Origin of the sequence: Bradyrhizobium sp. MOS001 (assembly GCF_004634465.1) — a bacterium.
GTDB lineage: Bacteria > Pseudomonadota > Alphaproteobacteria > Rhizobiales > Xanthobacteraceae > Bradyrhizobium > Bradyrhizobium barranii.
On sequence record NZ_SPVJ01000001.1, the window covers coordinates 139,717 to 165,724 of the forward strand.

Annotated in this window: 30 protein-coding genes; 18 read left to right on the forward strand and 12 right to left on the reverse strand. The window is 63.5% G+C overall.

Features of this window, described 5'->3' with window-relative positions:
* Positions 1-66: 66 nt before the first annotated feature.
* The 4 genes from CT676_RS00720 (at position 67) to CT676_RS00735 (ending at position 2,096) form a co-directional block, all read left to right on the forward strand.
* Complete coding sequence (locus tag CT676_RS00720) at positions 67-303, forward strand: hypothetical protein (RefSeq protein ID WP_135213558.1); 237 nt, start codon at positions 67-69, stop codon at positions 301-303.
* Positions 297-494, forward strand: coding sequence for a hypothetical protein (locus CT676_RS00725; RefSeq protein ID WP_135213559.1), 198 nt, complete (start codon positions 297-299; stop codon positions 492-494). Before CT676_RS00720 ends, CT676_RS00725 begins: the two co-directional genes overlap by 7 nt.
* Positions 491-1,339, forward strand: a complete 849-nt coding sequence (locus CT676_RS00730) for a hypothetical protein (RefSeq protein ID WP_135213560.1) — start codon at positions 491-493, stop codon at positions 1,337-1,339. Before CT676_RS00725 ends, CT676_RS00730 begins: the two co-directional genes overlap by 4 nt.
* A gap of 64 nt (positions 1,340-1,403) precedes the next feature.
* The gene (locus CT676_RS00735) at positions 1,404-2,096 is read left to right on the forward strand and encodes a hypothetical protein (protein ID WP_135213561.1); all 693 of its coding nucleotides are present in this window, start codon (positions 1,404-1,406) and stop codon (positions 2,094-2,096) included.
* A 1,073-nt stretch (positions 2,097-3,169) separates the two neighbouring features.
* Here the strand turns inward: CT676_RS00735 and CT676_RS00740 are convergent.
* The gene (locus tag CT676_RS00740) at positions 3,170-3,481 is read right to left on the reverse strand and encodes a hypothetical protein (protein ID WP_135213562.1); all 312 of its coding nucleotides are present in this window, start codon (positions 3,479-3,481) and stop codon (positions 3,170-3,172) included.
* 205 nt (positions 3,482-3,686) lie between these two features.
* Between CT676_RS00740 and CT676_RS46230 the strand changes: the two genes are divergently transcribed.
* The 3 genes from CT676_RS46230 to CT676_RS00755 all read left to right on the forward strand — a co-directional run bounded on the left by CT676_RS46230 (position 3,687) and on the right by CT676_RS00755 (position 5,691).
* The gene (locus CT676_RS46230) at positions 3,687-4,520 is read left to right on the forward strand and encodes a hypothetical protein (RefSeq protein ID WP_343287524.1); all 834 of its coding nucleotides are present in this window, start codon (positions 3,687-3,689) and stop codon (positions 4,518-4,520) included.
* Between the two features lie 151 nt (positions 4,521-4,671).
* Positions 4,672-5,163: an Lrp/AsnC family transcriptional regulator gene (locus tag CT676_RS00750; RefSeq protein ID WP_135213563.1), complete on the forward strand. Its 492-nt coding sequence runs from the start codon at positions 4,672-4,674 to the stop codon at positions 5,161-5,163.
* A 240-nt stretch (positions 5,164-5,403) separates the two neighbouring features.
* Positions 5,404-5,691 (forward strand): DUF3551 domain-containing protein, encoded by a 288-nt coding sequence (locus CT676_RS00755; RefSeq protein WP_063983447.1) that lies wholly within the window; start codon positions 5,404-5,406, stop codon positions 5,689-5,691.
* 91 nt (positions 5,692-5,782) lie between these two features.
* Here the strand turns inward: CT676_RS00755 and CT676_RS00760 are convergent, their stop codons facing one another.
* A complete protein-coding gene (locus CT676_RS00760; RefSeq protein WP_135213564.1) occupies positions 5,783-6,811 on the reverse strand; it encodes an AraC family transcriptional regulator in 1,029 nt (342 codons plus the stop codon).
* 102 nt (positions 6,812-6,913) lie between these two features.
* On the opposite strand from CT676_RS00760, the gene CT676_RS00765 reads away from it, so the two are divergent.
* The 4 genes from CT676_RS00765 to CT676_RS00780 are packed head-to-tail and all read left to right on the forward strand — an operon-like array spanning position 6,914 to position 12,636.
* Positions 6,914-8,086, forward strand: coding sequence for an isovaleryl-CoA dehydrogenase (locus CT676_RS00765; protein WP_063983445.1), 1,173 nt, complete (start codon positions 6,914-6,916; stop codon positions 8,084-8,086).
* A 24-nt stretch (positions 8,087-8,110) separates the two neighbouring features.
* Positions 8,111-9,715: a carboxyl transferase domain-containing protein gene (locus tag CT676_RS00770; RefSeq protein ID WP_135213565.1), complete on the forward strand. Its 1,605-nt coding sequence runs from the start codon at positions 8,111-8,113 to the stop codon at positions 9,713-9,715.
* Positions 9,716-9,719: 4 nt separating this feature from the next.
* Positions 9,720-11,723 carry an acetyl/propionyl/methylcrotonyl-CoA carboxylase subunit alpha gene (locus CT676_RS00775; RefSeq protein ID WP_167767888.1) on the forward strand — a complete coding sequence of 668 codons (2,004 nt, stop codon included), beginning with the start codon at positions 9,720-9,722 and terminating at the stop codon, positions 11,721-11,723.
* Between the two features lies 1 nt (position 11,724).
* Positions 11,725-12,636, forward strand: coding sequence for a hydroxymethylglutaryl-CoA lyase (locus CT676_RS00780; protein WP_135213567.1), 912 nt, complete (start codon positions 11,725-11,727; stop codon positions 12,634-12,636).
* Positions 12,637-12,744: 108 nt separating this feature from the next.
* On the opposite strand, the gene CT676_RS00785 is transcribed toward CT676_RS00780, so the two are convergent.
* The 4 genes from CT676_RS00785 to CT676_RS00800 form a co-directional block, all read right to left on the reverse strand.
* Positions 12,745-13,671: a dihydrodipicolinate synthase family protein gene (locus tag CT676_RS00785; protein ID WP_135213568.1), complete on the reverse strand. Its 927-nt coding sequence runs from the start codon at positions 13,669-13,671 to the stop codon at positions 12,745-12,747.
* A 73-nt stretch (positions 13,672-13,744) separates the two neighbouring features.
* Positions 13,745-14,728 (reverse strand): TRAP transporter substrate-binding protein, encoded by a 984-nt coding sequence (locus tag CT676_RS00790; protein WP_038936090.1) that lies wholly within the window; start codon positions 14,726-14,728, stop codon positions 13,745-13,747.
* A gap of 24 nt (positions 14,729-14,752) precedes the next feature.
* Positions 14,753-16,018, reverse strand: coding sequence for a TRAP transporter large permease (locus CT676_RS00795; protein WP_063983439.1), 1,266 nt, complete (start codon positions 16,016-16,018; stop codon positions 14,753-14,755).
* Positions 16,018-16,626, reverse strand: coding sequence for a TRAP transporter small permease (locus tag CT676_RS00800; RefSeq protein WP_135213851.1), 609 nt, complete (start codon positions 16,624-16,626; stop codon positions 16,018-16,020). Before CT676_RS00800 ends, CT676_RS00795 begins: the two co-directional genes overlap by 1 nt.
* A 231-nt stretch (positions 16,627-16,857) precedes the next feature.
* Between CT676_RS00800 and CT676_RS00805 the strand changes: the two genes are divergently transcribed.
* Complete coding sequence (locus CT676_RS00805; RefSeq protein ID WP_135213569.1) at positions 16,858-17,550, forward strand: GntR family transcriptional regulator; 693 nt, start codon at positions 16,858-16,860, stop codon at positions 17,548-17,550.
* Positions 17,551-17,676: 126 nt separating this feature from the next.
* Here CT676_RS00805 and CT676_RS00810 read toward each other — a convergent pair whose 3' ends face one another.
* Genes CT676_RS00810 through dctP form a run of 3 tightly spaced genes read right to left on the reverse strand, consistent with a single transcriptional unit; the run spans position 17,677 to position 20,605 of the window.
* Positions 17,677-19,035, reverse strand: a complete 1,359-nt coding sequence (locus CT676_RS00810; RefSeq protein WP_063983437.1) for a TRAP transporter large permease — start codon at positions 19,033-19,035, stop codon at positions 17,677-17,679.
* Positions 19,032-19,586, reverse strand: a complete 555-nt coding sequence (locus tag CT676_RS00815; protein WP_135213570.1) for a TRAP transporter small permease — start codon at positions 19,584-19,586, stop codon at positions 19,032-19,034. Before CT676_RS00815 ends, CT676_RS00810 begins: the two co-directional genes overlap by 4 nt.
* On the reverse strand, positions 19,583-20,605 hold the full coding sequence (dctP, locus tag CT676_RS00820; RefSeq protein WP_063983435.1) for a TRAP transporter substrate-binding protein DctP: 1,023 nt from the start codon (positions 20,603-20,605) through the stop codon (positions 19,583-19,585). The genes CT676_RS00815 and dctP overlap by 4 nt, the downstream gene beginning before the upstream one ends.
* Positions 20,606-20,902: 297 nt before the next feature.
* On the opposite strand from dctP, the gene CT676_RS00825 reads away from it, so the two are divergent.
* Positions 20,903-21,145, forward strand: a complete 243-nt coding sequence (locus tag CT676_RS00825; RefSeq protein WP_028150975.1) for a pentapeptide MXKDX repeat protein — start codon at positions 20,903-20,905, stop codon at positions 21,143-21,145.
* Positions 21,146-21,282: 137 nt separating this feature from the next.
* On the opposite strand, the gene CT676_RS00830 is transcribed toward CT676_RS00825, so the two are convergent.
* Positions 21,283-21,630: a DUF6481 family protein gene (locus CT676_RS00830; protein ID WP_071914157.1), complete on the reverse strand. Its 348-nt coding sequence runs from the start codon at positions 21,628-21,630 to the stop codon at positions 21,283-21,285.
* Between the two features lie 263 nt (positions 21,631-21,893).
* Between CT676_RS00830 and CT676_RS00835 the strand changes: the two genes are divergently transcribed.
* From CT676_RS00835 to CT676_RS00845, 3 genes are all read left to right on the forward strand, one after another.
* Positions 21,894-22,121, forward strand: coding sequence for a hypothetical protein (locus CT676_RS00835; RefSeq protein WP_028150973.1), 228 nt, complete (start codon positions 21,894-21,896; stop codon positions 22,119-22,121).
* A gap of 70 nt (positions 22,122-22,191) precedes the next feature.
* On the forward strand, positions 22,192-22,428 hold the full coding sequence (locus CT676_RS00840) for a hypothetical protein (protein ID WP_085401256.1): 237 nt from the start codon (positions 22,192-22,194) through the stop codon (positions 22,426-22,428).
* A gap of 173 nt (positions 22,429-22,601) precedes the next feature.
* Complete coding sequence (locus CT676_RS00845) at positions 22,602-23,378, forward strand: hypothetical protein (RefSeq protein WP_167767889.1); 777 nt, start codon at positions 22,602-22,604, stop codon at positions 23,376-23,378.
* Positions 23,379-23,478: 100 nt separating this feature from the next.
* On the opposite strand, the gene CT676_RS00850 is transcribed toward CT676_RS00845, so the two are convergent.
* Positions 23,479-23,637: a hypothetical protein gene (locus CT676_RS00850; RefSeq protein WP_028161343.1), complete on the reverse strand. Its 159-nt coding sequence runs from the start codon at positions 23,635-23,637 to the stop codon at positions 23,479-23,481.
* A 598-nt stretch (positions 23,638-24,235) separates the two neighbouring features.
* On the opposite strand from CT676_RS00850, the gene CT676_RS00855 reads away from it, so the two are divergent.
* Together CT676_RS00855 and CT676_RS44750 are read left to right on the forward strand one after the other, a co-directional pair.
* Positions 24,236-24,454, forward strand: a complete 219-nt coding sequence (locus CT676_RS00855) for a hypothetical protein (RefSeq protein WP_028161344.1) — start codon at positions 24,236-24,238, stop codon at positions 24,452-24,454.
* A 287-nt stretch (positions 24,455-24,741) separates the two neighbouring features.
* Complete coding sequence (locus CT676_RS44750; protein ID WP_193560860.1) at positions 24,742-24,894, forward strand: hypothetical protein; 153 nt, start codon at positions 24,742-24,744, stop codon at positions 24,892-24,894.
* A 241-nt stretch (positions 24,895-25,135) separates the two neighbouring features.
* On the opposite strand, the gene CT676_RS00865 is transcribed toward CT676_RS44750, so the two are convergent.
* Complete coding sequence (locus CT676_RS00865; protein WP_135213573.1) at positions 25,136-25,855, reverse strand: hypothetical protein; 720 nt, start codon at positions 25,853-25,855, stop codon at positions 25,136-25,138.
* Between the last annotated feature and the right edge of the window lie 153 nt (positions 25,856-26,008).

Here is a 26,008-nt window from a genome sequence, read left to right on the forward strand (position 1 = left end):
CGTTTGAAAGAACGTGTACATCCCGCCCGGCGCTGTGGTGTGGGAGCCAGCAGCCGGCGGCCACTCATGGCGGACGTGCTTCGCGTCGCCGGCTTCGACGTCATCACCAGTGACATTGTCACGTATCGGCGCAGTCGGCCGCACTCGCTCATCTTCGATTTCCTCAACGGCTCGGCGATCGTCCCGCCGCGCTTCTGCGACGTCATCATTACGAACCCGCCATATGGCCCGCAGAACTGCACAGCAGCGAAGTTCGCGCGCCTGGCGCTGCAACGGTGCCCGGGCGTGGTGCGCTCTTGCTGACCGCCAAATTCGATTCCGGCAGCACTCGCCGAGGCCTGTTCGCGGATAACCCGCGCTTCCTGTGCAAGATCGCGTTGACTGACCGGATTAAGTGGTTCGCCGGAGATTACGAAGGAATCGAAGATCACGCCTGGCCGGCGATCGGCGCCACCGGCACGCCCAGGCTTTGCTACGCGGGGCGGGGACAATGACGCTGACACCGAAGGACTGGCGCGAATTCCAGCACTACAAAGACCGCTCTCCGCCGTGGATCAAGCTGCATAAGAAGATCCTCGACAACGCAGATTTTCACCGCTTGCCGGTTGCTAGCAGAACGCTAGCGCCGATGTTGTGGCTTCTCGCGAGCGAGTATGACGACGGCCAAATCACAGCCGAGCTCGACGACATCGCGTGGCGCTTCCGCATGTCGCTTGAGGATCTCCACGCGGCCGTGCGCCCTTTGATCGCAAAGGGACTTTTCATCTCGGATGATCCTGCAAGCGCGCCGCTAGCGCCACGCAAGCCGGATGCTATGCCAGAGAGAGAGGAAGAGGCAGAGAAAGAGGAAGAGACAGACTCTCGGCCGGGCAAAGCCCGACCGGAGCGCGCGCCTTCTCGCTTCGATGAATTCTGGCAGGCCTACCCACGCCGAGACGGGCCGAACCCGCGCAAGCCCGCAGAGACCAGGTTCGATTCGCTGGTCAAGACCGGGCTCGACCCGCAAATGCTGATCGACGCGGCCAAGAAACTCGCCACCGATGAAGGCGCGCGCGGCAACATCGGCACGCGGTTCATTCCCCAGGCCGTGACGTGGCTCAATCAGCAGCGATGGTCCGATCACGCCGCAATCGCGGCTCTGCAGTCGATGGGCCCGACCAACGGCTTCACGATTGAGAACGCCGTCGAGCACTGGGCAAAGCTCGGACGGTGGCCGCGCGGCATGGGCGCAGAGCCTGGAATGGCGAGCTGCGAAGCCTCGCCCGGGCTGCTCGCGCAATACGGGATCGCGCCGGATGGCCGTAAGTTGGTGATGAGCCTAGACGATGCCCTCGAATAGCTCTGGTTGCAGGTGGCGCGGCGCGCAATTAAGGTGCGGATCGGGCGGAGCAGGGGAGGGCTATGTGGGCGTCGAAAGCAAAGGGCAACCGGCGGAGCTAAGCCAAGGATTTGTTTTCAAAGATTGGGCCATCTTTGTTCCGACGCTAACGACCGCGCTTGCGTTAGCCTGGCAAGTCGGCGCCCTAGTGCCGACTGGGGGATTTGAATATTTTAGTATCTCCGACGACCATCTCGTTGCGGCGGCGAAGGCGTTACCCTTTGCACTCTCAATTTCGTCCGCAGTATCTATGACCTATGTGGTTTATTTTCTGGGGCCGTATCGTCCTCAATCGATGTTTGACCTTGTTGGCAAGCTGATCGGCGTTTATGTCGCGTTTCCCTTTTTAGTGATATTTTACGCCCTTACATTTTATGGCGTTGAGGTGCCGGGCCTCTTTCTCATGTTGACGTTGATTCTCGTCGTTATCGGCGCGTGGTTGTTAAACAGGCGGTCCGTTGACAAGGGCTTGCTGCTATTTTTCGTTTTTATGGGCCTCACGATGCTTTCGACCGCGCTAGCGGTTGATCTGACACTGTGGCGTCTTTGGAGAGTTGATGGTGGCAGAACTCCCCTAGCAACGATTACGACGAAATCCGGAGCGACAAAGGGCTACGTGGTGATGGCTGGTGAGCGGGGGTTCTTGGTGTACAACTCACCTCGCTCGACCACCTTCGTTCGGTCAGATGAAGTGTTGATGATCAACTACCAACGCTAACGCTAACGCTGCTCGCTTCTGAAAGCTGTGCATTAGTTGCGCGCTCATCCACAGATGCAGCTTCGTGTTATTTTCGGCTGCGAGAGGCCCGCGTCAGGGCTAAGACAGCGTTTGGCTGTGCTTGCGGCGGGTTGGAAAGCAGGTGTGTGGTGAGCGATTGGTGGGTAAACCAGAAAAGACCTACAGGACCGAGGTGCGGGGCGGCTTCTTATGGTCACCAAAGACGCGCAAGGGAAACATCCGAAATCCTTTCTATGACAACATGCGCTTGGTCAGACCCGGCGATCTCGTCTTCTCTTTTTGGGATACCAGGATAAAGGCGATCGGGATGTATTACGACGTTGGGGAATTGACCAGGTAACGAACGTCGGGCTCATTTATGCCTGAGCAACAAGCCTATTTGGAGTATCATCGAACGGTGCGATTTCGTCGCTCATAGAATGAGGCCGGCTGCGCCTATCGCGTCGTGTTGGATACCACTATTTCTTTGTTGGGTCGTTCCCCTTCTTCTTTTCTGGTGGCCTCGGCTCTGGCAAGACCTGACAGTTATCTCCATTACATAGCATCCGTGGGCGCGAGGGAGCCGGGGAAGGTGAAGTTGTGGGCGCGGGCCTTGGCTCCGGTTTGATCTGCAATTGCGCGTCATTGGGAGTATTTGTGCCTGTGGATTTCTCAGACGGGCGCAATTCAGGATTAAGCTGAGGCGGAGTCGCCATTGCGGTAGTCGCGATCGTGTCCAAAAATCCTAAAGAAAGCAGGAAAGCAAAGATATTCGCTTTCATTTCTTGCCTCCGTCGTTCACCGTCGCAAAATCATAGTAGCTCGATGTGGCCCAGCCGATTTCCGTGCCGGGTCGCGATTTCCGGGCGTTTCGAAAATAGGTGTATACGCGCACGCCCTTAACATCGGATGGGGTCACAAATTCAAAATCGAGACTCTGTTTTTCTCCTGGTTCGATCTCAGCCGAGGGTTTGAAGGAGACGTTTCGCTCACCTATCAGCGGCCACGAAAAGCGGTCGTCCTTCCTATCGACCCCAGCGGAAGCTTGCTTGAGTTGTGTCGCTGCACACGGCTCATTTGTGCAAGGCGCCAATGGCAATATTTGGCAATATTTGCTGGACTCGAACTATCGACATGTCGACCAACATTAGAGAGCTCCCGGTGTTGGTCAATTCGAGCCCGACTCGTAACAGATTTTGCTGATCAGACAGCGCGAGGTGAGTGATTTTCTGCTCGATGTTCGCGTGCGGATACTCGCGCCGCTCTTTAATGAAGACGTTGTAAGTCCAAATGCCGCCGATAATGATGGCCGCGATGGTCACAAGACCTTGGATGATGTCCACCTTCTCTTTGAACGCTGCTGCACCAGTCTTTGGGGCGCACATGGCTGAGCTCAAAATATGATTATTGCTAAAATATCGGGCTCAGTATGGTTGCTAGTCCGGAAAAATGCAAGCAAAACGATATTCAGGTTGGCGTGCGCGGGTGGCGTGAACTCGGTCCAAATCTGTGCATGGCTCGTGCCGCCATCCACAGATTGCGTTCCGCACGCATTCTCTTCGCAAGGCAAATCAGCGCTCATGATCACGCATGAGCATTCACGATCTTAAGCACCGAATGAGCGACGTCCCGGGCATCGAGGCATTGACCATGGTCATGCTCTCGGGCCGCCAGCACTACAACATCGGCGGCAAGGTGGTGCAGTTGCCCGCCGCCGCGTCTGCCATCGAGGTTGAAGCGGCGATTCGCGCGGCCATGTCGTCGGATGCCATTGCACAGATACCAGCAGGGACGCCTGTGATGACAGCGCCCCATGCAGCGGAGGGGGCCGAAACGATGGTCCCTTCGCAGGCGGGAGAGGCCAGCCCAGTGGCAGCGCTTCATTCTGATGGCGCGCAGCGACGGGGAGCGCGTTTCGTGGCCGGTGCCGACCCACACCAAGAAGGCCGAGGGCCTCGCCTAATCCCCGGCGTCAAGCCGTGGCGGCCGGCCCGCGAAATCATCGATTGGTCGATCAACGGCAAGTCGATATTCAACCGCAAGAAGCCTCTCGCGCCGAAGACGCTCGCGCGCATCTATGCCGGTGCCGCAAAATTTGGCTGGCCGGAGCCGTTCCTGGTCATTCTCCGCAATCACATGGCCGGGCAGAGCGTCAACGATCCACTGCCGACCATCACCGCCGGCGGGACACATATCGGCGTTGCTCAACCAATCCTGCTATCGCAGCACAATTCGGGCGCGGCGCGCTCGGCTGACGACCCTTTGCCTACGATCACCACCGGCGGCGCGGTGGATGGCTGGGATAATCCGAGGGCTATCGTAGATGACAGCTGGAGGTTGACGGACGAGCTCGGCCGGTCGAGACGCCAGCTTTGGCGGGCTCCTCACCCTGATATCTCGACGCAAAACTCGACCTCATCCTGAGGGCACGGCGGAGCCGGCAGTCTCGAAGGATGGGGCGCAGGCAAGCTTCCCGCCCGCGCTTTTCTAGCCCTGGGGAAGCCTAAGGCGGTTGGCACCAATTCCGCCGCGTGCTTCGCTGCTGCGCATGACACGACCATGACGAGGGTGGGGTATGGCCGGGCGTGACCAGCTCGACGGCGTCGATCTGAAGATACTCTCCGAGCTGCAGCAGGACGGGCGGGTGCGCAACAACGAGCTGGCGCTGCGCGTCGGCGTGTCCGCGCCCAATTGCCTGCGACGGCTGAAATTGCTGTTCAGCCGCGGCGTGATCCGGGCGGTTCGCGCCGTCATCGACGAGCGGCTGCTCGGCTATGAGGTGGTTTCGTTCGTCTCGATCCAGCTCGTGAGCCAGGCCCAGCCGGTGCTGGAGGCGTTCGAGAGCTCGATTGCCGCGATCCCGCGCATCCAGCAGTGCTGGCGGATTTCAGGCGACACCGACTACCTGCTGAAATGCGTCGCGCCGAACGTCGAAAGCATGCGCCAGCAGCTGCTGCATTTCGCCGCGATGCCTGACGTGAAGAACGTCCGCAGCTTTCCGGTGCTGGGCGTCGCGAAGGATGTGCCGCTGCCGTTACAGGATGTAGTGGCGGCACCCGTCGGATAGGGCGTTCAAGTCTCGCTACTGAAGTTCCGAAGTCGGGGGCGCTTGCGCGCGGTGCGGTCTATTCGGATAGCTATAATAGCTTAGTAACTCACCTAACTGTGACATGTGATTTAGGCAGGACTGCAATGCGCGCAACCGTGATTGTCGGCATCTTTGCGCTGCCTAGATGCAGGGTGTGAACCTCGGTCTGCGTCGCACGCCGGGGATGCTTTTGTGGGACCCTAAGCAGGAAAAGACATCATGACATCGACTTCGAAGACGATCGCAGCCTCTGCTGCGACGCTGTTTGCGTCTGCGTTTTTTGTTCTGTCGGCGCCGGCTGCGAAGGCCGACGATTATTGCATCACCAACGGCGCCCAGGCCGCTCACGGCTGCGGCTATCCGACGATGGAAGCCTGCCGTCAGGCGGCCGGTGGCATCGGCGGCACGTGCTCGCAGGCCGGCGGCGCCAAGACTAGCAACGATGCGCTCGCCTTCCAGCCGAAGCAGACGAAGCAGCCCAAGGCTCGCCAGGGCGCGCAGAACTAACGCCTGAGATCGCGACCTGATCCGAGAGATTGCGTCCTCCGAGAGTGATCTCGGAGGACGTCAATTTATGACAAGCAGGTGACGCCGCGCCTCAGCGATAGCGCTCGCGAAATTCGCGCGGGCTAGCGCCGGTCCAGGTGCGGAAGGCGCGCGAAAAGCTCTTCTCGTTGCGGAAGCCGGCGATCTCCGCGATCCGCTTGATGGGGGCGCGGCCGCGCATCAGCTCCTGCTTGGCGAGCTCGAACTTTGCCTCTTCCTTGAGATCGCGCAGCGAGGTCGCTTCCTCGCGCAGGCGCCGGTGCATGGTGCGGGTCGAGAGCGCCAACTCGCTTGCGACATCCTCGGCGCCGAGAATGCGCCCGCGTGCATTGCGCAGCACGCGGCGGACGCGCTCGACCAGCAGCCGGTCGCGCCGGTAGGGCAGCACGGTGAGCCGCAGCGCGCCCTTGAGCATGCTGTCGAGATCGGCGGGGCTGCGGGTCAGCGGCAGAGAGAGATAATGTTTGTCGAACACGATGCGGGCGCCGTCCGCATCAAAGCTCAAATGCCTGCAGAAGATCGTCGGATAGACCGAGACGTGGCCCGGCTCGGAATAGGGAAACTCGGCCGCACGCAGCGCGATCGCGGAATCGACGGCCCAGCAGGAAAAGCCGAGGACATAGCGGAGCAGGGTGACCAGGCAGAATTCACGCAAGGGGCCGAGGTCGCGCTGTTCGCGAATGGAGATCGTCGCGGTCTCATCACCAAGCGAGAGCTCGAACAGCACGTCCTCGGTCAGCAGGCGATGATGCCGGCACCAGCGTTTTAGCGCGACTTCGAGATTGGGGGCCGTGATCGAGGCGCGGCACAGCATGCCGTAGGTTCCCCAAGGCAGCCGGCGCGAGAACCAGCCGAGCGCTTCGTCGTCGAGCTCGCGCATGGCATGGCCGGCCAGCGCCTCGAACTGGGCCGCCGTCACCCGTCCGTCGCGGGATCGAACGAGGTCCGCGGTGACCTGCCCCTTGCCCAAGGCTTCGGCCGGATCCCGCCCGTAAAGGGCATAAGCGGCAACCACGCCGCGGACGAAGGCGGCTGGGGTCATGGCGCGGCGGGGCGTCGCGGTCGCGGCTTGAAAGGGCATGAAAAATCCTCGCCAAACTTGGCGGAAAATGCAACCTTTTCGACCGCTGGGACGCCCGGGCGGGGGTAGGTTCGGACCCGACAAGAATACGGAGGAATCGCCTTGAACATCCCGAGCATCGATTTCGATCTGGGCGAAGACATCAGCATGCTGCGCGACACGCTGCGCGCCTTCGTGGAGGCGGAGATCGCCCCGCGCGCCGCCGAGATCGAGAAGGCCAATCTGTTCCCGGCCGACCTCTGGAAGCGCTTTGGCGACCTCGGCCTGCTCGGCATGACCGCGCCGGAGCAATATGGCGGCTCCAGCATGGGCTATCTCGCCCATATCGTCGCCATGGAGGAGATTTCGCGGGGCTCGGCCGCCGTGGGGCTGTCCTACGGCGCCCATTCCAACCTCTGCGTCAACCAGATCCGCCGCAACGGCAACGACGCGCAGCGCGCGCGCTATCTGCCGAAACTGATCTCCGGCGAATATGTCGGCGCGCTCGCGATGTCCGAGCCCGGCGCGGGCTCCGACGTCGTCTCGATGAAGCTGCGCGCAGACAAGCGCGGCGACCGCTATGTCCTCAACGGCTCGAAGATGTGGATCACCAATGGCGGCGACGCCGACGTGCTGGTCGTCTACGCCAAGACCGATCCGGAGGCGGGCCCGCGCGGCATGACCGCCTTCCTGATCGAAAAGGGCTTCAAGGGTTTCACCCACGGCCAGCATCTCGACAAGCTCGGCATGCGCGGCTCCAACACCTATCCGCTGTTCTTCGACGAGTGCGAGGTGCCCGAAGAGAACGTGCTCGGCAAGGTCGGCGAGGGCGTCAAGGTGCTGATGTCCGGCCTCGATTACGAGCGCACGGTGCTGTCGGGCGGCCCGCTCGGCATCATGGCGGCCTGCATGGACGCCGTGGTGCCCTACATGCATGAACGAAAACAGTTCGGCCAGCCGATCGGCGATTTCCAGCTGATGCAGGGCAAGCTCGCCGACATGTACGCGACCTGGCAGTCGGCGCGCGCCTATGTCTATGCGGTTGGGCGCGCCTGCGACCGGGCCGACCACGCCCGCACGCTGCGCAAGGATGCGGCCGCCGCGATCCTCTATTCCGCGGAGAAGGCGACGTGGATGGCCGGCGAGGCGATCCAGGCGCTCGGCGGCGTCGGCTACACCTCCGAATTCCCGGTCGGACGTCTCTGGCGCGACGCAAAACTCTACGAGATCGGCGCCGGCACCTCGGAGGTGCGTCGCATGCTGATCGGCCGCGAGCTGATGTCCGAGACGGCCTGAAACCTTCACCTCATTGGAATCAACATGCCGCTCCATTCCAGCATCGATACGTCTTCATCAGACTTTGCGCGCAATTCCGAGGCCATGCGCGGGCTTGTCGCGGACTTGCGCGAAAAACTGAGCCAGGTCGCCGGCGGCGGCGGCGAGGTCTCGCGCAACCGCCACACCTCGCGCGGCAAGATGCTGGCGCGCGAGCGCGTCGACCTGCTGGTCGATCCCGGCACCTCGTTCATGGAGCTGTCGCCGCTGGCGGCGTACGGCCTCTATGGCGGTGACGTGCATTCGGCGAGCGTCATCACCGGCGTCGGGCGCATCTCGGGCCGCGAATGCGTGATCGTCGCCAACGACGCCACCATCAAGGGCGGCACTTACTATCCGATGACGGTGAAGAAGCATCTGCGCGCGCAGGACGTGGCGCGGCAGAACAATCTTCCCTGCGTCTACATGGTCGATTCCGGCGGCGCCTTCCTGCCGCTTCAGGATGAGATCTTTCCGGACGAGCGCCATTTCGGCCGCATCTTCTACAACCAGGCCCAGATGTCGTCGCAGGGCATTCCGCAGATCGCGATCGTGATGGGCTCCTGCACCGCCGGCGGCGCCTATGTCCCCGCGATGTCGGACGAGAGCATCATCGTGCGCAACCAGGGCACCATCTTCCTCGGCGGCCCGCCGCTGGTGAAGGCCGCGACCGGCGAGGTGGTGAGTGCCGAGGAACTCGGCGGCGCCGACGTGCATTCGCGGCAATCGGGCGTGACCGACCACTACGCCCAGAACGACGCCCATGCGATCGGCATCGCCCGGCGCATCGTCGGCACGCTGAAGCCGTCGGTGCGGCCGAACCTCAACATGCACAGGCCGCGCGATCCGCTGTTTGCGGCGGAAGAGATCTACGGCGTGGTGCCAGTCGACGGCCGCAAGCCGTTCGACGTGCGCGACATTATCGCCCGTATCGTCGACGGCTCGGAGTTCGACGAGTTCAAGAAACTCTACGGCACGACGCTGGTCTGCGGCTTCGCCCATGTCTGGGGCTATCCGGTCGGCATCATCGCCAACAACGGCATCCTGTTCAGCGAGAGCTCGCTGAAGGGGGCGCATTTCATCGAGCTGTGCTGCCAGCGCGGCATTCCCTTGGTGTTCCTGCAGAACATCACGGGCTTCATGGTCGGCAAGAAGTACGAGGCCGGCGGCATCGCGCGCGACGGTGCCAAGCTCGTCACGGCGGTGGCGACCGCCTCGGTGCCGAAATTTACCGTCGTGATCGGCGGCTCCTACGGCGCCGGCAATTACGGCATGTGCGGCCGCGCCTACTCGCCGCGCTTCCTGTGGATGTGGCCGAACGCGCGCATCTCGGTGATGGGCGGCGAGCAGGCCTCGATGGTGCTGAGCCAGGTCCGCCGCGACAACATCGAGGCAAAGGGCGATAGCTGGTCGAAAGAAGAGGAAGACAAGTTCCGCGAGCCCATCCGCGCGCAATATGAGAGCCAGGGGCATCCGTATTACGCGACCGCGCGCCTGTGGGACGACGGCGTGATCGACCCGGCCGACACGCGCCTCGTGCTCGGCCTCGGCCTTTCCGCGGCGTCGAATGCGCCGATTGAGCCTACCAAATTCGGCCTGTTCAGGATGTGATGCGATGGACCGTTCAATGCTCTACCGGCGTTTTCGCACGCTCCTGATCGCCAACCGCGGCGAGATCGCCTGCCGCGTCATCCGCACCGCGCGAGCCATGGGCCTGCGCACGGTCGCGGTCTATTCCGAGGCCGACCGCGACGCGATGCACGTCGCGCTCGCAGATGAAGCCGTGTTGCTCGGTCCGGCGCGGGCGCGCGACAGCTACCTCAGTGCCGAGCGGCTGATCGAGGCCGCGCGCAAGACCGGCGCCGAGGCCGTGCATCCCGGCTACGGCTTCCTGTCCGAAAATGCCGAGTTCGCGCGGGCGTGCCTGGAGGCGGGCCTGGTGTTCGTCGGCCCGACCGCCGCGATGATGACGGCGATGGGCTCGAAGTCCGGCTCCAAGGCGCTGATGGAGAAGGCCGGCGTGCCGCTGGTGCCCGGCTATCACGGCGAGGCCCAGGACGATGCGACGCTTTCGAAGGCCGCGGACAAGATCGGCTTTCCCATCCTGGTGAAGGCGTCCGCCGGCGGCGGCGGCCGCGGCATGCGCATCGTTCGCTCGGCGGATGAGCTTGGACCGGCGATTGTCAGCGCCAAGCGCGAGGCCAAGGCCGCGTTCGGCGACGACCGCATGCTGATCGAAAAATATGTCGACAATCCCCGTCACATCGAGGTGCAGATCATCGGCGACAGCCACGGCAATCTGCTGTCGCTGTTCGAGCGCGAATGCACGCTGCAGCGCCGGCACCAGAAGGTGATCGAGGAGGCGCCGTCGCCGACGCTCAATCCCGCCCAGCGCGAGACCGTCTGCGCCGCCGCGCGAAAGGCGGCCGGAGCCGTGAACTATGTCGGCGCCGGCACGATCGAGTTCGTCTCCGACGGCAAGGACGTGTTCTTCATCGAGATGAACACGCGTCTTCAGGTCGAGCATCCCGTGACCGAGCTGATCACCGGCATCGATCTGGTCGAGTGGCAGCTGCGCGTCGCCTTCGGCGAGGCACTGCCGCTGAAGCAGGACGAGCTCCGGCTCAATGGCCATGCGGTCGAGGCGCGCGTCTACGCGGAAAACCCGACCAAGAACTTCATGCCGTCGGTCGGGAGGATCTCGACCTGGCGCTTGCCGGCGGAAACGGGCGGCCTGCGCATCGACGCCGGCTATCGCGAAGGCGATACGGTCTCGCCCTATTACGATGCGATGCTCGCAAAAATGATCGCGTGGGCGCCGACGCGGGACGTCGCGATCGAACGGCTGAACCGCGGGCTGCAAGACTCCGACGTCCGCGGCATCGTCACCAATATCCCGTTCCTGTCGGCGCTGATGACGCATCCGAAGGTGCGGACCAATGCGATCGACACTGGCTTCATCGAGCGCGAGCTGGCAGTGCTGACGCAGGCCCCGCCGGCACCCGGCGAGCTCGAGCTATGCGCAGCAGTCGCCGCTGTTATCAACGACGAGCGGCAGTCCGCGCAAGACGAGGCGAGTTCGCCCTGGCAGACCTTCGGCTGGATGCCGGTCGGTCGCCGCCAGCGCAACTTTGCCTTCCGCGTCGGCCATGGACCTGAGCAGAAGATCACGCTGAACTACGGCAGCGGCCCGTCGACGCTGGTGATCGGCGACCGCGAGCTAGCGTTTGCCGTCGTGCCGAAGGATGGCGGCTTCGATCTGACGCTCGATGGCGTCAAATCGCAGGTCGCAGCCGTGATCGACGGCCATGAGCTGTATTTGCGCACACGCAACGGCCGCTTCGACCTGCATTGGGTCGATCCGTTCGGCGGCGAGAGCGAAGAGCATGTCGGCGAGGACAAGATCGCGGCGCCCTTGCCAGGCACGGTCGTCGCCGTGCTGGCCGAGGAGGGCGCCAAGCTCGACAAGGGCGCGCCGATCCTCACCCTGGAAGTGATGAAGATGGAGCAGACGCTGCGCGCGCCCTATGCCGGCGTGCTGAAATCGATCAAATGCAAGGTCGGAGACATCGTCCAGGAGGGCGTCGAGCTCGCCGTGGTCGAGCCATCGGGAGAGTGAGATGAGCGATCCCGTCCGCATCATCGAAATGGGGCCGCGCGACGGCCTCCAGAACGAGAAGACGCCCGTCAGCGTCGAGGCTCGCATCGCCTTCATCGAGGCGCTCGTCGCCGCTGGCCTCACCACGGTCGAGGTCGGCGCCTTCGTGTCGCCCAAGGCGATCCCGCAAATGGCGAGCTCGGACGCCGTGCTGCGCGGCGTAAGCGACGTCACGGGCGCCGAATTCCACGTGCTGGTGCCGAACGAGAAGGGCTATGACGCCGCGCGCGCTGCCGGCGCGCAAGTCGTCTCCGTGTTCGCGGCGGCCTCTGAAGGCTTTTCGCGCGCCAATATCAACTGCACGGTCGCGGAGTCCATCGAGCGCTTCAAGCCGGTGCTGGCGCGTGCCAAGGCGGATGGCGTCAAGGTCCGCGGCTATATCTCCTGCGTGCTGGGCTGTCCGTTCGACGGCGAGATCGAGCCGAAGGCGGTCGCCGATCTCGCCAACACGCTATGGGAACTCGGCTGCTACGAGATCTCGCTCGGCGACACCATCGGTGTCGGCACGCCTAATAAGGCCAAGGAGATGCTGCGCGCGGTTAGCGCCAATATCCCGCCGGCAAAACTCGCGATGCATTTCCACGACACCTACGGCCAGGCACTCGCCAATCTCAATGCCGGCCTGGAGGAGGGCGTCCGCGTCATCGATGCCGCCGCCGGCGGCCTTGGCGGCTGCCCCTACGCGCCGGGCGCGACCGGTAATGTCGCGACCGAGGACGTGGTCTACATGCTCGAAGGCATGGGCATCAGGACCGGCATTGACATGGACAAGCTGCTGGCGGCCACGAACGAGATGAGCGGCGTGCTGGGCAAGCCGCCTGTGAGCCGCGTAGCCTCCGCGCTGAACGCGAAGAAGAAGCGGGCGGCTTCCTAGCTTCGTATGGTGGGCAAAGGCGCGTAGCGCCGTGCCCACCATCTCTCCGCGACCGAATTTGCGAATGGTGGGCACGCTTCCGCTTTGCCCACCCTACGAGACCTTCGCCTACGCCGCCTTCAGCCCGACATCCGGCAGGCGCGGCCGGTTCTTGAGCGCCTTCGCCATCATCGCCTCGACCTCGGCCTTTTCCTGCGGCAGCAGCGCGAGGCGGGGCGGGCGGGTCAGCGCGGTGCCGCGGCCCATGATGTGCTCGCACAGCTTGATGCACTGGACGAGGTCGGGGCGTGCGTCGAGGTGCAGCAGCGGCATGAACCATTCGTAGATCGGCATGGCCTCGGCGAAGCGGCCGGCCTTGGCAAGGCGAAACAGCGTCTCGCCCTCGCGCGGGAAGGCGTTGGACATGCCGGAGACCCAGCCCACCGCGCCCATGGCGATGCTCTCGACGATGACGTCGTCGAGCCCTGCGAACAGCACGAAGCGGTCGCCGACCATATTCCTGGTGTCGATGAAGCGCCGCGTGTCGCCCGAGGAATCCTTGAAGCAGACCACGGTCTCGACGTCGACGAGCGAGGCCAGGATGTCGGGGGTGACGTCGTTCTTGTAGATCGGCGGGTTGTTGTAGAGCATCACCGGCAGGTCGGTCGCGCTGGCAACCGCGCGGAAATGTGCGGCGGTCTCGTGCGGTTTCGACGAATAGACCAGCGCCGGCATCACCATCACGCCGTCGATGCCGACGCGCGCGGCTTCCTTGGCGGTTTCGACCGCAAAGGCGGTGGTGAATTCGGCGATGCCGCATAGCACGGGCACGCGGCCGGTCGCGACGGATTTCGCCGTCTCCATGATCGCGACCTTCTCCTTGCGCTCCAGCGAGGTGTTCTCGCCGACCGAGCCGCAGACGATCAGACCGGAGACGCCGTCGCGGATCAACCCGTCCATGACCTTGGCGGTGGCGTCGATGTCGAGCGAGAGATCATCGTGGAATTGCGTGGTGACGGCCGGGAAGACGCCTTCCCAGGAAACGCGGCGGCTCATGATGTGACTCCAAGTGAGTTTGCCGGCGGGGGGCTGGATCCGCCGGCTGTGGTGAAGAGGATGGCGAATGGGATCAGAGCGTCGCGCCGACCTTGCGCAGCTCGGCGAGAACAGGTGCCTTGGGCAGCCAGATCTTGTCGAACTCGGCGATGACAGCCTCGGTGTCGCCGGGCGGGACCTGGCGGATCGGGATCGGCGCGTTCTTGAAATTCTCGATCAGCGCGGGCTCGTTGGAGGCCAACTCGTCGATCTGCGCGTCCAGCGTCGACTTCACCGTCTTGGCAATCAGCTCGCGGTCGGCTGCGGGGAGCGTCTGCCAGACCCGGCCGGAAACGACCGCGGCCATCGGCATGAAGACGGCGTTCATCTGCAGGATCACTTTGGAGACCTTGTCGAAGCGCTGGTTCCAGGAGAATTCGAGATCGGCCTCGAGGCCATCGACCTGGCCGTTGGCCATCGCGTCGAACACCTGCGGCGTCGGGATCGGCGTCGGTGCGGCACCGAGCGAGGAATAGAAGTCGCGATAGACCGGCGTCGGGTTGATGCGCAGCTTCATGCCCTTGATGTCGGCGAGCGAGTTCAGGTCCTTGGACGAGAACACCGCGCGCATGCCGGTGATGCCCCAGCCGAGGCCGATGGTGCCGGTCTCCTGCGGCAGCACATCGAACAGCTTCACGGCCGCCGGATGCCGCACGAATTTCGCGACCGCAGGCGTCGAGCGGACGATGTAGGGCGCATTGATCGCGGCGATGTGCGGCACGCGCGAGCCGAGCTCGGCGGCCTGGATGAAGCCCATGTCGAGCGCGCCGGACTGCAATTGCTGCATCATCGCGGGCTCGTTGCCGAGCTGGCCGGAATGGAATACGGTCAGGGTGAGCCGGCCGTTGGTGGCCGCCTTGAGATCGTCGCCGAACTTGAGCGCCGCCTTGTTCCAGGAATGGCCGTTGGGCGTGATCAGGCCGAGGCGGAATTCCTTGGCCTGGGCAAGCGCCAGCGACGGTGCGAACACCGAGGCGGCGGCACTGGCGGCGAGAAAGCGGCGGCGTGAAAGCGGCATGGTCGGGCTTCCTTTTGAACGGGCCTATTTGATGAGGATCAGCGAGAGCGAGGGGTAGAGCGAGAGCAGCACCAGCAGGACGCAGGAGATGACGAAGAAGGGCAGCGTCACCATGAACATCTTGCCGGGCTTGGCGCCGGTGACGGCGGCCGCGACGAAGAAGCAGAGCCCGACCGGCGGCGACAGCAGGCCGAGCACGAGGTTGATCACGACGACCACGCCGAAATGCCGGGGATCGATGTGGTAGACGTCGGTTGCAACCGGCAGCAGGATCGGCACCGTCATGATCAGGCCGGGAATGCCGTCGATGACAGTGCCGATGATCAGCAGGATGACGTTGCAGATCAGCATGAAGCTGACCGGGTCCTTGGCGGCGGACTGGATCCAGCCGGCGGTTTCCTGCGGCACCTTGCCGAAGATCAGGACCCAGGAGAACACCGCCGCGGCCGCCACCAGGAACAGCACGATCGCCGAATAGATGGCGCTGCGCAGCATCATCTGCGGCAGCTGCGAGAACTCGAATTCCCTGGTCCAGTATTTCCCGACGAGTGCGGCGGCGACCGCGCCGACCGCAGCGGATTCCGTCGCATTGGCGAGGCCGCTGAGGATGGTGCCGACGATGACGATCGGGATCAGCAGGGTGGGTGACGTCCGCAGGATCGTCATGACGCGCTGGCGCGGCGTCTGATAATCGGCGCGCGGATAGTTGTAGACGTATCCCATCAGCGCGATGACGAGGCAGAACATCACCGTGAGGATCACGCCCGGCACGATGCCGGCGATCAGCATGTCGCTGACCGAGACCTGCGCGAGCACGCTGTAGACCACGAACATCACCGACGGCGGAATGATCGGGCCGAGCATGCCGCCATAGGCGGTCAATCCCGCCGCGAAGGTCTTGTCGTAGCCCTTCTTCTCCATCTCCGGCACCATGATCTGGGCCATGATCGCGACCTGCGCGGTCGCCGATCCCAGGATCGAGGAGATGAACATGTTGGCGAGGATGTTGACGTAGGCGAGCCCGCCCTTGAGCGAGCCGACGAAGGCCATCGCCATGTCGACGATGCGCCGCGTGATGCCGCCGCCGTTCATGATCTCGCCGATCAGGATGAAGAGCGGAATGGCGATCAGGCCGTAGCTGTCGACGCCGCCGAACAGCTGGAGCGGATAGGACTGGAACAGCACCGGATTGCCGGATGCTGCGATGTAGACGAGGCCGGCGAGGCATAGGCAGAGGCCGATCGGCACGCCGACCAGCATGATCGCGACGAAGGCGGCTGACGTGATCATCAGTTGACCCCGTCGAGTTCGGAGAGCGCAAAGCCCTTCGGCGGCGTGCGCGGGACCAGTTCGAGATCTTCCAGCAGGTTGGCGAGGCCGTGGATGGTCATCGAGACCGCGAAGATCGGCAGCGTCAAATAGAGCACCCAGGTCGGCCAGTTCAGCGTCTGGGTGTGCTCGGTGTAGAGAAAGTTGAAGGTCTCAGCCGCGAGCTTGCGCCCGTCGAAGCCGGCGCGCGCGAGACCAATCGGGTCCATCCAGAGCACGCAGGTCACGATCAGTGCGATTCCGAACGCGACGACCATGCCGGTCGAGATCACCTTTGCGATCTTCTGGTGCCGCGGCGAAAGACGTTCCGTCAGCATGGTGACGGCGAAATCGAGCCGCAGCCGCGTCATCGCCGAGGCGCCGACGAAGGTCAGCCAGACAACGCAATAGACCGCGGATTCATCGATCCAGTAGATCGGGAAACGCGCGTAGCGGGTGACGACGTTCACCAGGATCAGCCCGGTGAGCAGGTACATCAGGCCCATCAGCGCGACGCGCTCGACGGCGAGCAGGGCACTGGACGCGCGGACGACCATGTGTCGAACGCTGAGTGCGCGCGTGGCCGGCATCGTCTGCTCGATCATGAAAGAGGCCCCGACCCCTGAGAAATCTCGTGCTATCGGCAAATGTATAATTTATACATTTTGCGTGTCAAACGGAGATTGCGGTCATTTCGGCGGCAGGACGCGCTTTTGCTGGGCACTGGCTTTTGCCGGGCCGCACACTTTTGTTGGGCCCCTCAACATGCAAGAGAGAGACCGCTTCGGCCGGATGAGTCGGGAAGGACAACAGAAGGTCAGATGAAACAGCCTCTGAAGCATCGCACGCTGTCGGCCGCGATCGTCGACCAGCTCAGGCAGGCGATCCTCGACGGCACCTATCCGGCCGGATCGCAGCTACGGCAGGACGCACTTGGCGAGGCCTATGGCGTCAGTCGCATCCCGGTGCGCGAAGCGCTGTTCCAGCTCGAAGCCGAAGGCCTGGTGCGCATCGTCCCGCAGAAGGGCGCGATCGTCTCGGAGCTGTCGCTGGACGAGATCAACGATGTGTTCGACCTGCGCGGAATCCTGGAGCCACGCCTCCTGGCGCAATCGGCGCCGCGTTTCACCGCCGATGATTTCGAAGGGCTCGACGACATCCACAAGAGTTTTGAGAAGGCGATCAAGGCGCGTAACGTCAGCGAATGGGGCCAGCTCAACGCCGATTTTCACATGGCGCTCTACGTTCACGCCCCCCAGCCGCGTACGCGCGCGATCGTGCTGTCACTGCTCCAGACCAGCGACCGCTATACGCGCCTCCAGCTCTCCAACACCAAGGCGATGGGAACAGCCGAGAAGGAGCACGCCCATCTGATCGCGCTCTGCCGCGCGCAGAAGGTCGAGGAGGCCTGCCGCTTCCTGGAGCGGCACATCGAGGCCGTGCGCAAGGATCTGTTGCAGGTGGTGGCCGGCAGCACGATCGCGCCGAAGTCACGGCGGAAGGATAAATCGTAGAGATCTTAGGGTTAGCTCGTAGGGTGGGCAAAGCGAAGCGTGCCCACCACTTTTATCGGGATCGAGGAGAGATGGTGGGCACGGCGCTGCGCGCCTTTGCCCACCCTACGGCAATTGCGATTGCCTCTACCTACTCCCGTCCGGCCCCATCACCAGGTCCGGCAGGCCGGTCGAGATTCCCGGGAAGAAGCACAGCAGCAGCACCGCGAGCATCATCAGCAGCACGAAGGGCAGGGTACCCCAGATCACCTCGCGCAAGGGAATGTCCGGCGCGACGTTGCGGATGACGAAGATGTTGAGGCCGACCGGCGGATGGATCAGCCCCATCTCCATCACGATGGTCATGACTACGCCGAACCAGATGATGTCGAAATTGGCGGCGCGGAGCGGCGGCAGGATGATCGGCGCGGTCATGAGAATAATCGAGACCGGCGGCAGGAAGAAGCCGAGCACGACGACCATGACGAGGATCGCGAACAGCAGCTCCCAGCGCGGCAGGTGCATCGCGACGATGGATTCGGCGACCGATTGCGAGATGTGCAGATAGCTCATCACGTAGGAATAGAGCAGCGACATGCCGATGATCATCATCAGCATGGTCGACTCCCGGATCGTCGACTTCAAGATCGGGGCGAGGTCGCTCGGCCGCCAGACGCTGTAGATCGCCGCGATCAGCGCCAGCGCGAGCAGGCCGCCGAGGCCGGCGGTTTCCGACGGCGTCGCGTAGCCGCCATAGAGCGCGATCATGACGCCGGTGAGCAGCAGCACGAACGGGATCACGCGCGGCAGCACGCTGAAGCGTTCGGCGAGCGTGTATTCGTCGCGGGCCAGGATCGCCGCCTCAGGCCCGCCTTTCTCAAAGATCGCCTGCGCCGCGGCATATTCCTGGCGGAAGCGGATCACCGCATAGGCGCCGAACAGGGACACCAGCAGCAGGCCGGGCCCGATGCCGGCGAGGAAGAGACGGCCGAGCGATTTTTCCGCGGCGACCGCGAACAGGATCATCGTGATCGAGGGCGGCAGCAGAATGCCGAGCGTGCCGCCGGCCGCGATGATGCCGGCGGCAAATCCGCCGGAATAGCCGCGCTTGCGCATCTCGGGGATGCCGGCCGATCCGATCGCCGAGCAGGTCGCGGGGCTGGAGCCCGCCATCGCCGCAAACAGCGCGCAGGCGAACACGTTGGCGACGCCGAGGCCGCCGGGGACGCGATGCAGCCACGCATGCAGGGCCGAATAGAGATCCTGGCCGGCGCGCGATTTGCCGATCGCGGCGCCCTTCAGGATGAAGAGCGGGATCGACAGCAGCGTGATCGAGGCCATTTCTTCGTAGACGTTCTGCGTCACCGTATCCAGGGACGCGGCCGGCATGTAGATGCCCATGAACACGACCGCGACCGCGCCGAGCGCGAACGCGATCGGCATGCCTGAGAACATCACGACCAGCGTCGCGATACCGTAGGCGAGGCCGATACCGAAAACGCTCATGGACGCCTGGCTCCTGCGAAAGGCAGCGCAAGCTGCACGAGGATCTGGATGCAGAGCAGGCTCATCCCGAGCGCCATCAGCGAATAGGGAATGGCGAGCGGCGGCGACCACATCGAGTTTGAGACCTGACCGTCGACATAGGCTTCATGGGTCAGCGTCCAGGACTTCCAGGCGAAAAAGGCGCAGAACAGGAACGTCGCAGCATCGACCAGCCAGAGCCTGATCCGGTTCGCGAGCGGCGACAGCAGGCCGACAAAGGCCTCGATGCCGATATGGCCGCGGTTCTGCTGCACATAGGCCGCCGTCATGAAGGTGGCGCCGACCAGGAGGAATACGGCGGCCTCGTCCTGCCAGTAATTGGCGGCCTTGAACAGAGCGCGGCTGAGCACGCTGTAGCTCAGGATGGCGCAGGCCGCGATCAGCGCGATCGCTGCGAACACGACGATGATGGTGTTGAGGACGGCGAGACCGCGATCGATCGCCGCCGCAAGGCCGGTCCTTGCGGCAGCGTTCGCCTGGTCGTCACGATCCGGAAGCGGACCGTGGCTCATGCGCCGACGTCGGAGGCGAGCTTGAGCAGGTTGGCGGCGGTCGCGGTCTTGGCGCCGTAATCCTTCCACGCGGTGTCGCGGGCGATGTCGCGCCATTTGCCGACGGTGGCGGCATCGAGCGCACTGACCTTGGCGCCGGCCTTCTCGTAGACCTTGGCGACCTCGACGTCGTCGTCCTGCGCGCCCTTGCGGCCGAAGGCTTCGAGCTCGGTGCCGACGGCGAGCAGGACGTCCTGCTGGTTCTTCGGCAGCTTGTCGAAAATCGCCTTCGACATCATCAGCGGCTCGAGCATGAACCAGTAGGAGGCACCCGCACCGGAGGTCAGCGACTTCGCGACCTCTTCGAGCCGGAACGAGATCAGGCTGGTCGAGGAGGTGATGCCGGCATCGCAGGCGCCGGTCTGCATCGCCGCGTAGATTTCGTTCGACGGCACCGAGAGCACCGAGGCGCCGGCGGTCTGGAGCACCATGTCCATTTCGCGCGAGCCGCCGCGCACCTTCATGCCCTTGGCATCTTCAGGAGCGACGATCGGCTTGGAGCGGCTGGCGACGCCGCCGGCCTGCCACACCCAGGTGAGCAGGATGATGCCCTTGTCGGCGAGGAAGTCGGTCAGCGCCTTGCCGACCGGCGCCTTCTTCCAGCGCATGCCCTGGTCGTAGGTGGTCACGAGGCCCGGCATCAGGCCGATATTGGTCTCCGGCAGCTCACCACCGGCGTAAGGCATCGGATAGAGGCTGATGTCGAGCGCGCCCTTGCGCATCGCGGAGAACTGCGCGTTGGTCTTGATCAGCGAGGAGTTCGGATAGATTTCTGCGGCGATGTCGCCTTTGCTGCGCTTGGCGACTTCAGCCGCGAACATGCGGCAAAGCCGGTCGCGGAAGTCGCCCTTGTCGATGGTCCCTCCCGGGAATTGATGCGAGATCTTCAGCGTGGTCGCGGCATGCGCGGTACCCGTGCCGAAGCGAAGAATGGCGGGTGCGGCGACGGCGGTCGCGATCAGATGACGGCGCGTGAGCATGGTGTATCCCCTTGGACGGCCCTTGGCCGGTTCTTGTTTGGTGTGAGGTGGGCTGGGTCCTTGAGACCAGCGCATAGGTCCATCCTAGCCGGTCTCTCACCCAATATTCTCTCATCTGATAGTTCGAGACCGAATGCCGGGGCAAGTGCCGGCCTTGCTGCAGTGCACACGGAACATCCTCGCAGCCGGCCCGCAGAAATTTTGTCAGTGGGCGCGTAACAACGCCAGCGGGCAATCCGTCGAGATCAGATAGCGGCGTCCGTCGCTGACAAACACCATCTCGAAGGGAAATCACTCATGACCATTCGCACCCGCATCGTGCTCGGCGTCTCGGCTGCCGCTCTGTCGCTTGGCCTCGCGCTGTCGCCGGCCGCTTTTGCCCAGGACAAGATGGGCAAGGACGACGGCATGATGAAGAAGGACACGATGTCCAAGGACGGCATGAAGAAGGACACCATGTCCAAGGACGACGGCATGAAGAAGGACCACATGTCGAAGGACGGGATGAAGAAAGACGACGGGATGATGAAGAAGAACTGATCTTCCGCCGTCTTCGCGGCGTCTGCGAAGGCAGCCGCGCGCTTGGAAGTCCGAGGGCGGTCACATGGACCGCCCCCAGCGATGTTTCAGTTCAACTTCACTTGAACGCGACGTGAGTTGAACGTGACTTGCGAACGTTACTTCCGCTTGGCCTTTCGGGCAGCGTAGCGGGCGTCGCGCTTGGCCTTTTGCTCGGCCTCGACTTCAGCCTGCTTGGCGATCGCTTCTTCCGCTTCGCGGGCGATACGCGCGGCTTCGGCCGCTGCAGCTTCTTCCGCAATACGCTTCTGCTCGGCCTTCTCGGCTTCGCGCGCGGCCTTTGCCTCTGCGCGCTTGGCCGCGAGCGCCTCGCGCTCAGCACGACGTGCCGCCACCGCCGGATCATCCAGCCCGGGCTGCGACTTGAATTTGTTCAAAAGATTTTTGCGCGCTTCCTGCGCCGCCTTTTGCCGGTCTGAAAACCCGGGTTCCCTAAATCCACTCACGGGCCTTGCCTTCCTCGCTTTCAATCCTACATCGGTGACTGTTGGTACGTCGGCTGGGCATAGCAGGCACCACGCGACGCAGAAGCGTGTACATCGGCGCGCGTCGCGAAGCCACCCATAATCGCAGCCGATCAGGTAGACGAAAAATCGCCACCACCGACGATCTCTCGTAGCCCCGAAAAACTGCCGAATTGTGATGTCCTTCATAGAGGACCACACGGAGCGGCGCATAGCGTCCGCCCGGTACGAGACGGAGCACGGGCATGATGATCTCAAGACTGAGCCCGAAGGCGCTCGCAATCGCCGTCGCGGTGGTCGCCTTGGCTGGCGTCGCACTGTTGCTCGCCCGCCCGAAGCCGATCGAAAGTGCCGTCCTCGGCGCGGATTGGGAATGCACCCAGACCGCATTCTTGCTGACGACGTGCGCACCTCGGGCCACTCCGGCGGTCGAAACCTCGCGCAAGGATGCGATCCGGCAGACCCGGGGCTGAACGATCGGCCGGGATGTGACGCGACGTCGCAGAGGTGGTAAAGCCGGCTCACCCCTGCGATCGGCCAGTTATGTCCAAGTCTGAGTCCAAGCCCGAATCCAAGCCCGAACCGGGCAAAAAGCCCAAATCCCTCGCAAAACCTCAATCCGGCGACAACCGTCGCGGCGCGATTGCCGGATTGATCATCGCGCTCGTGATCCTCGGTGTCGGCTGGTGGCTCGCCCGCGATCTCACCGCGGCCAGCAAGATGCAGGACTGCCTGATGTCGGGGCGGACCAACTGCAATGTGATCGAGCCGGCGCGCTAGAACGGTTCCGCCGCGCCCCCAGGGCCGAAAATTGCCGTGATCTTAATCATTTGTAACGGGACTTAGCCGACCAAAGCAGGTCAGTTATGTCCGCCGGCATCAGCCAGGCGCGAGGCGAATCGTCTATCGCGCTAGGCACCACGGCAATCGCGAGAGTAGGGGGTCAAGCACGCATGAGTGCGTCCAGCCGCATGAAGATCATTATTCCCTTGGTTTCGGCCATGTCCCTTGTCGCACTGTCGGCGCAGGCACAGGACTCATTGCCGCCAAGACCCCAGGCCCAGCCGCCTGCGGGGCCCGGCGCCGGTGCGCCGCCCCAGAACAATCAGAACATGCGCAAGGGCCCCCCGCCGCAGCAGGCGGCCCGGCCCACGCAACAGCCCGGCGGCCAGCCCCACGCCGGCGGCCCCGGTCCCGGGCCGCACGGAGCAGGCGGCCCGCCGCCCGGACGCAATTACGCCAGGGGCCCCGCACCGGAGCGCGACTGGGGCGGACACGCCTATCGCGGCAATCGCGCCTGGGATGGCGGGCGCTGGCGCCACGAGGTCCGCAACGGCCGCTCCGGTTGGTGGTGGGACGTCGGCGGCGTCTGGTATTATTATCCGCAGCGGATGGCCGGCCCGCCGGCCTACATCTCCGAGGATTACTTCGACGACATGCCGGTGGCCTATGCTCCGGCGCCGCCTCCCGTCGCCTACGAACCGCCGCCGCCTCCGCCTGATCCCGGCGCAAGCGCACTTGGCGGCGCCATCGTCGGCGGCGTGCTGGGCGGCCTGATCTCGGGCAACGCCTCGGGCGCGGCCGCGGGTGCCGTGATCGGCGGCGCCACCGGCGCGATCGCCGGCGCCACGGCTGCCTCGCGGCCCGGCTATTATTTCGCCCAGGGCAATTGCTACTACCGCTATCCGAGCGGCCAGTATGTGCAGGCCGATCCTCGCGCCTGTTACTGAGGCTTCAGGCAAGGTCTGAAACAAGGAGGCGGGCGCAGGCCCGCCTCTTTTTGTCTGGGCAACGTATTGCTTGCTGAAGCGATACTGATCGCTTCGCGCGTCACACCAGCCAGTTGAAGAACGCGATCGCGGCCCAGACCAGGCCTGCGATCCAGGCCAGCATCACGATACCGATGGTGGCAAGAAACGTGGCGCCGAACAGGTCGGGCCTTGCGCGTCGCGTTGGGACGTGAGCCTCGGCTGCTGCTTCCTGTGTCATGATGGACCACCCATGCCCTCTCGCGGCGGTGCGAGCGGTTGAGTTCTGTTTAGCCGAGACGCCGGTTACAGGCTGTGACGCAGTTCACAGATGCGTCAGGGTGGGTTCGGACGACGTGAAGCCACCCCGCATTCATACGGACGAAATTGCCATCGGTCCGTCCATATCGGTCGGTTAGGTTCGGCCTCATGTGCCCCAAGTACGACCCACAGCACGAAGCCGAGGCGGCGATGAAGCGGGCCGCGGCGTCCGCCGACGGCGCCGACCGGCAGAGACTGATCCAACTGGCTCTGGCCTGGCATCAGCTTGCCCGCGACCGGCGCGACGAGCAGACGGACTAATCGCATCCTCGGCGAGATCTCGCGTCAATGGCCGGACGAGGTCGGGGCGCTGGCTGGCCTGCATGAGAAAGCCCCGTGCTCGGGGGGACAAGCACGGGGCCCTTCAAAGCCGACCGGGGCTGGCGGGTCGGCACCACTCCATTACGTTGCAGCCAACGTGCTGGTCGTGATCTCATTCCGCGGCGCTGCGCATTTCGTCGCGCCGGACTGACGTTGCGCGGTTAGGAACATCCGTTCCCCGCCGACGTTGGCCGGCTATGACAGACCCCGAATTACGCGCGCAGTCTTTCGAGATCGCCTGGAAATATCTCGACCAATCCGGCCTGCTCACCGGCGAGCCCAATGATTCAGCCCGCTTCATCCTGAACAGGATCGATCGCATGATGCTACGCGGCGAGCGGCGCAGGCTGCTACTGTCGAACGCTGCGATCGACGCGTACCGCTTGCGGCCCGTGCTCGTGACCTTGGATGCATGAACGAACCGAGCGAGCGAAACGCGACATTAACAAATGCGCGCTGCCGATTTTTGCGATGACGATTCGTGCTTTTGGAACGAAGCGGAGTCGGACCGTGAACAAAAGAAATGCCGCTTAGGCGTCGGCTGATTTGGTGCTGCGACCTGACTCAATCGATCGCCAGGCAGTGCTCCAAGCGTGGCTCCGAGTCCGGCTTCTGGCGGCTTGGGCGCGCCCAGGCCTGAATAGCGAAAGCGAGTTGATGCTGACTGGCCGCCGCGTCCGCAATGGAGGCCCGCGCCGTCTCGATGCGCCGTGTGATCACGCTGGAGTTCACGACGCCAGCGTCGATTGCCAAATACGACATCGCGATCACGGCAACCGCAGATGCGATAGCCATTCTCGTCCACTCGGTTGGCAGCATCGAATTCCCTATCGGGCGCACGTCGCCCGGCGCATAGATAGGGTTCGTCCGTCAGGTTCAAAGACCGGGGCGAGGGTACCCACGTATTCGTGAAGTAAAAGGATTGGTAACTGTGCGTCCGTCACGTCGATCAAGCGGCACCGAAATTCCGGCAGCGCGAATCGAAATCGTCCACGGGATCGACGCGACAAATCGGCTCCACGTTTGCGGGCAGTCGATGTGCAGCGCCCTGCTTTCGGCCGTGGACGTCGGAGGAGGGGCGGGGATTGTTTCGCGCATCAGCGAGGCTCTTGGGCTTCCGCCGTAATATCTCCTACGATCGTTTCGTTAAGTTCGCGCGCGATTGCCTTCCTGACGTCCCCGCGGCTCATTCCCATTTGGGCTGGGCCTTGCGGTTGAACAGCCGCTCCACGCGGGAGCATCAATAACTGCTCAGGTGGTATCGCGGAGGCTTCCTCGATAAACTGCTGTTGCAGGCGCAGAATCTGAGCCTCGACATAGCGGATCGCCAACGACACAACGGCCAACAGTTGAGCATGGCCGTCTTGGCTGGGACCAACATAGGCCGCAAACAATTTGGAATGGCCAAGAAACGCACCTGTTCCCGGGCGGACCACTGCCGCGATGCTGCACTGGCGGGCCGCGCCATGCCTATGCGCGGTGTAGGAGTTCCTCAGGTTGCGCAGCCATTTGAAGTAGGGGGCTACGCCGGTGGCGTTCGGGTAGACCGTTTCCACTACAAGGGGGAAGCGATTCTTGCTGTCGAAGCAGCTGACGAATTGGGTGATTCCGTCGCGGAACAAGCTGCCATTAACAGCCCTCTCTTTTTCGCTTTCGCCACCTTCTGGGCGATATCCCTGCGTCCATAGCGTCAAGCTGACTAGGGCGCAATCGAGGTCGAACTTCGTGATCTCCATCTCCGCCAGCTCCTCCGCCACAGCCAAGCCAGTGTCGGCCATGATGAGCTCTTCGCCTTCGCCTGTGTCTGCATCGCTCATTGCCGACTTTCCTCGCTAGGTTGATCGCCCGATGCGCCTTGGCCAGCGCCTGCAGGAGCCTACTTACTCGCGTGCGGCGTACCGTGATTCGCAAGCCATTGGATCGCGCGAAACAGTGCAGCGTCGAGTTCGGCCGCGCTCATGTGAAGAACT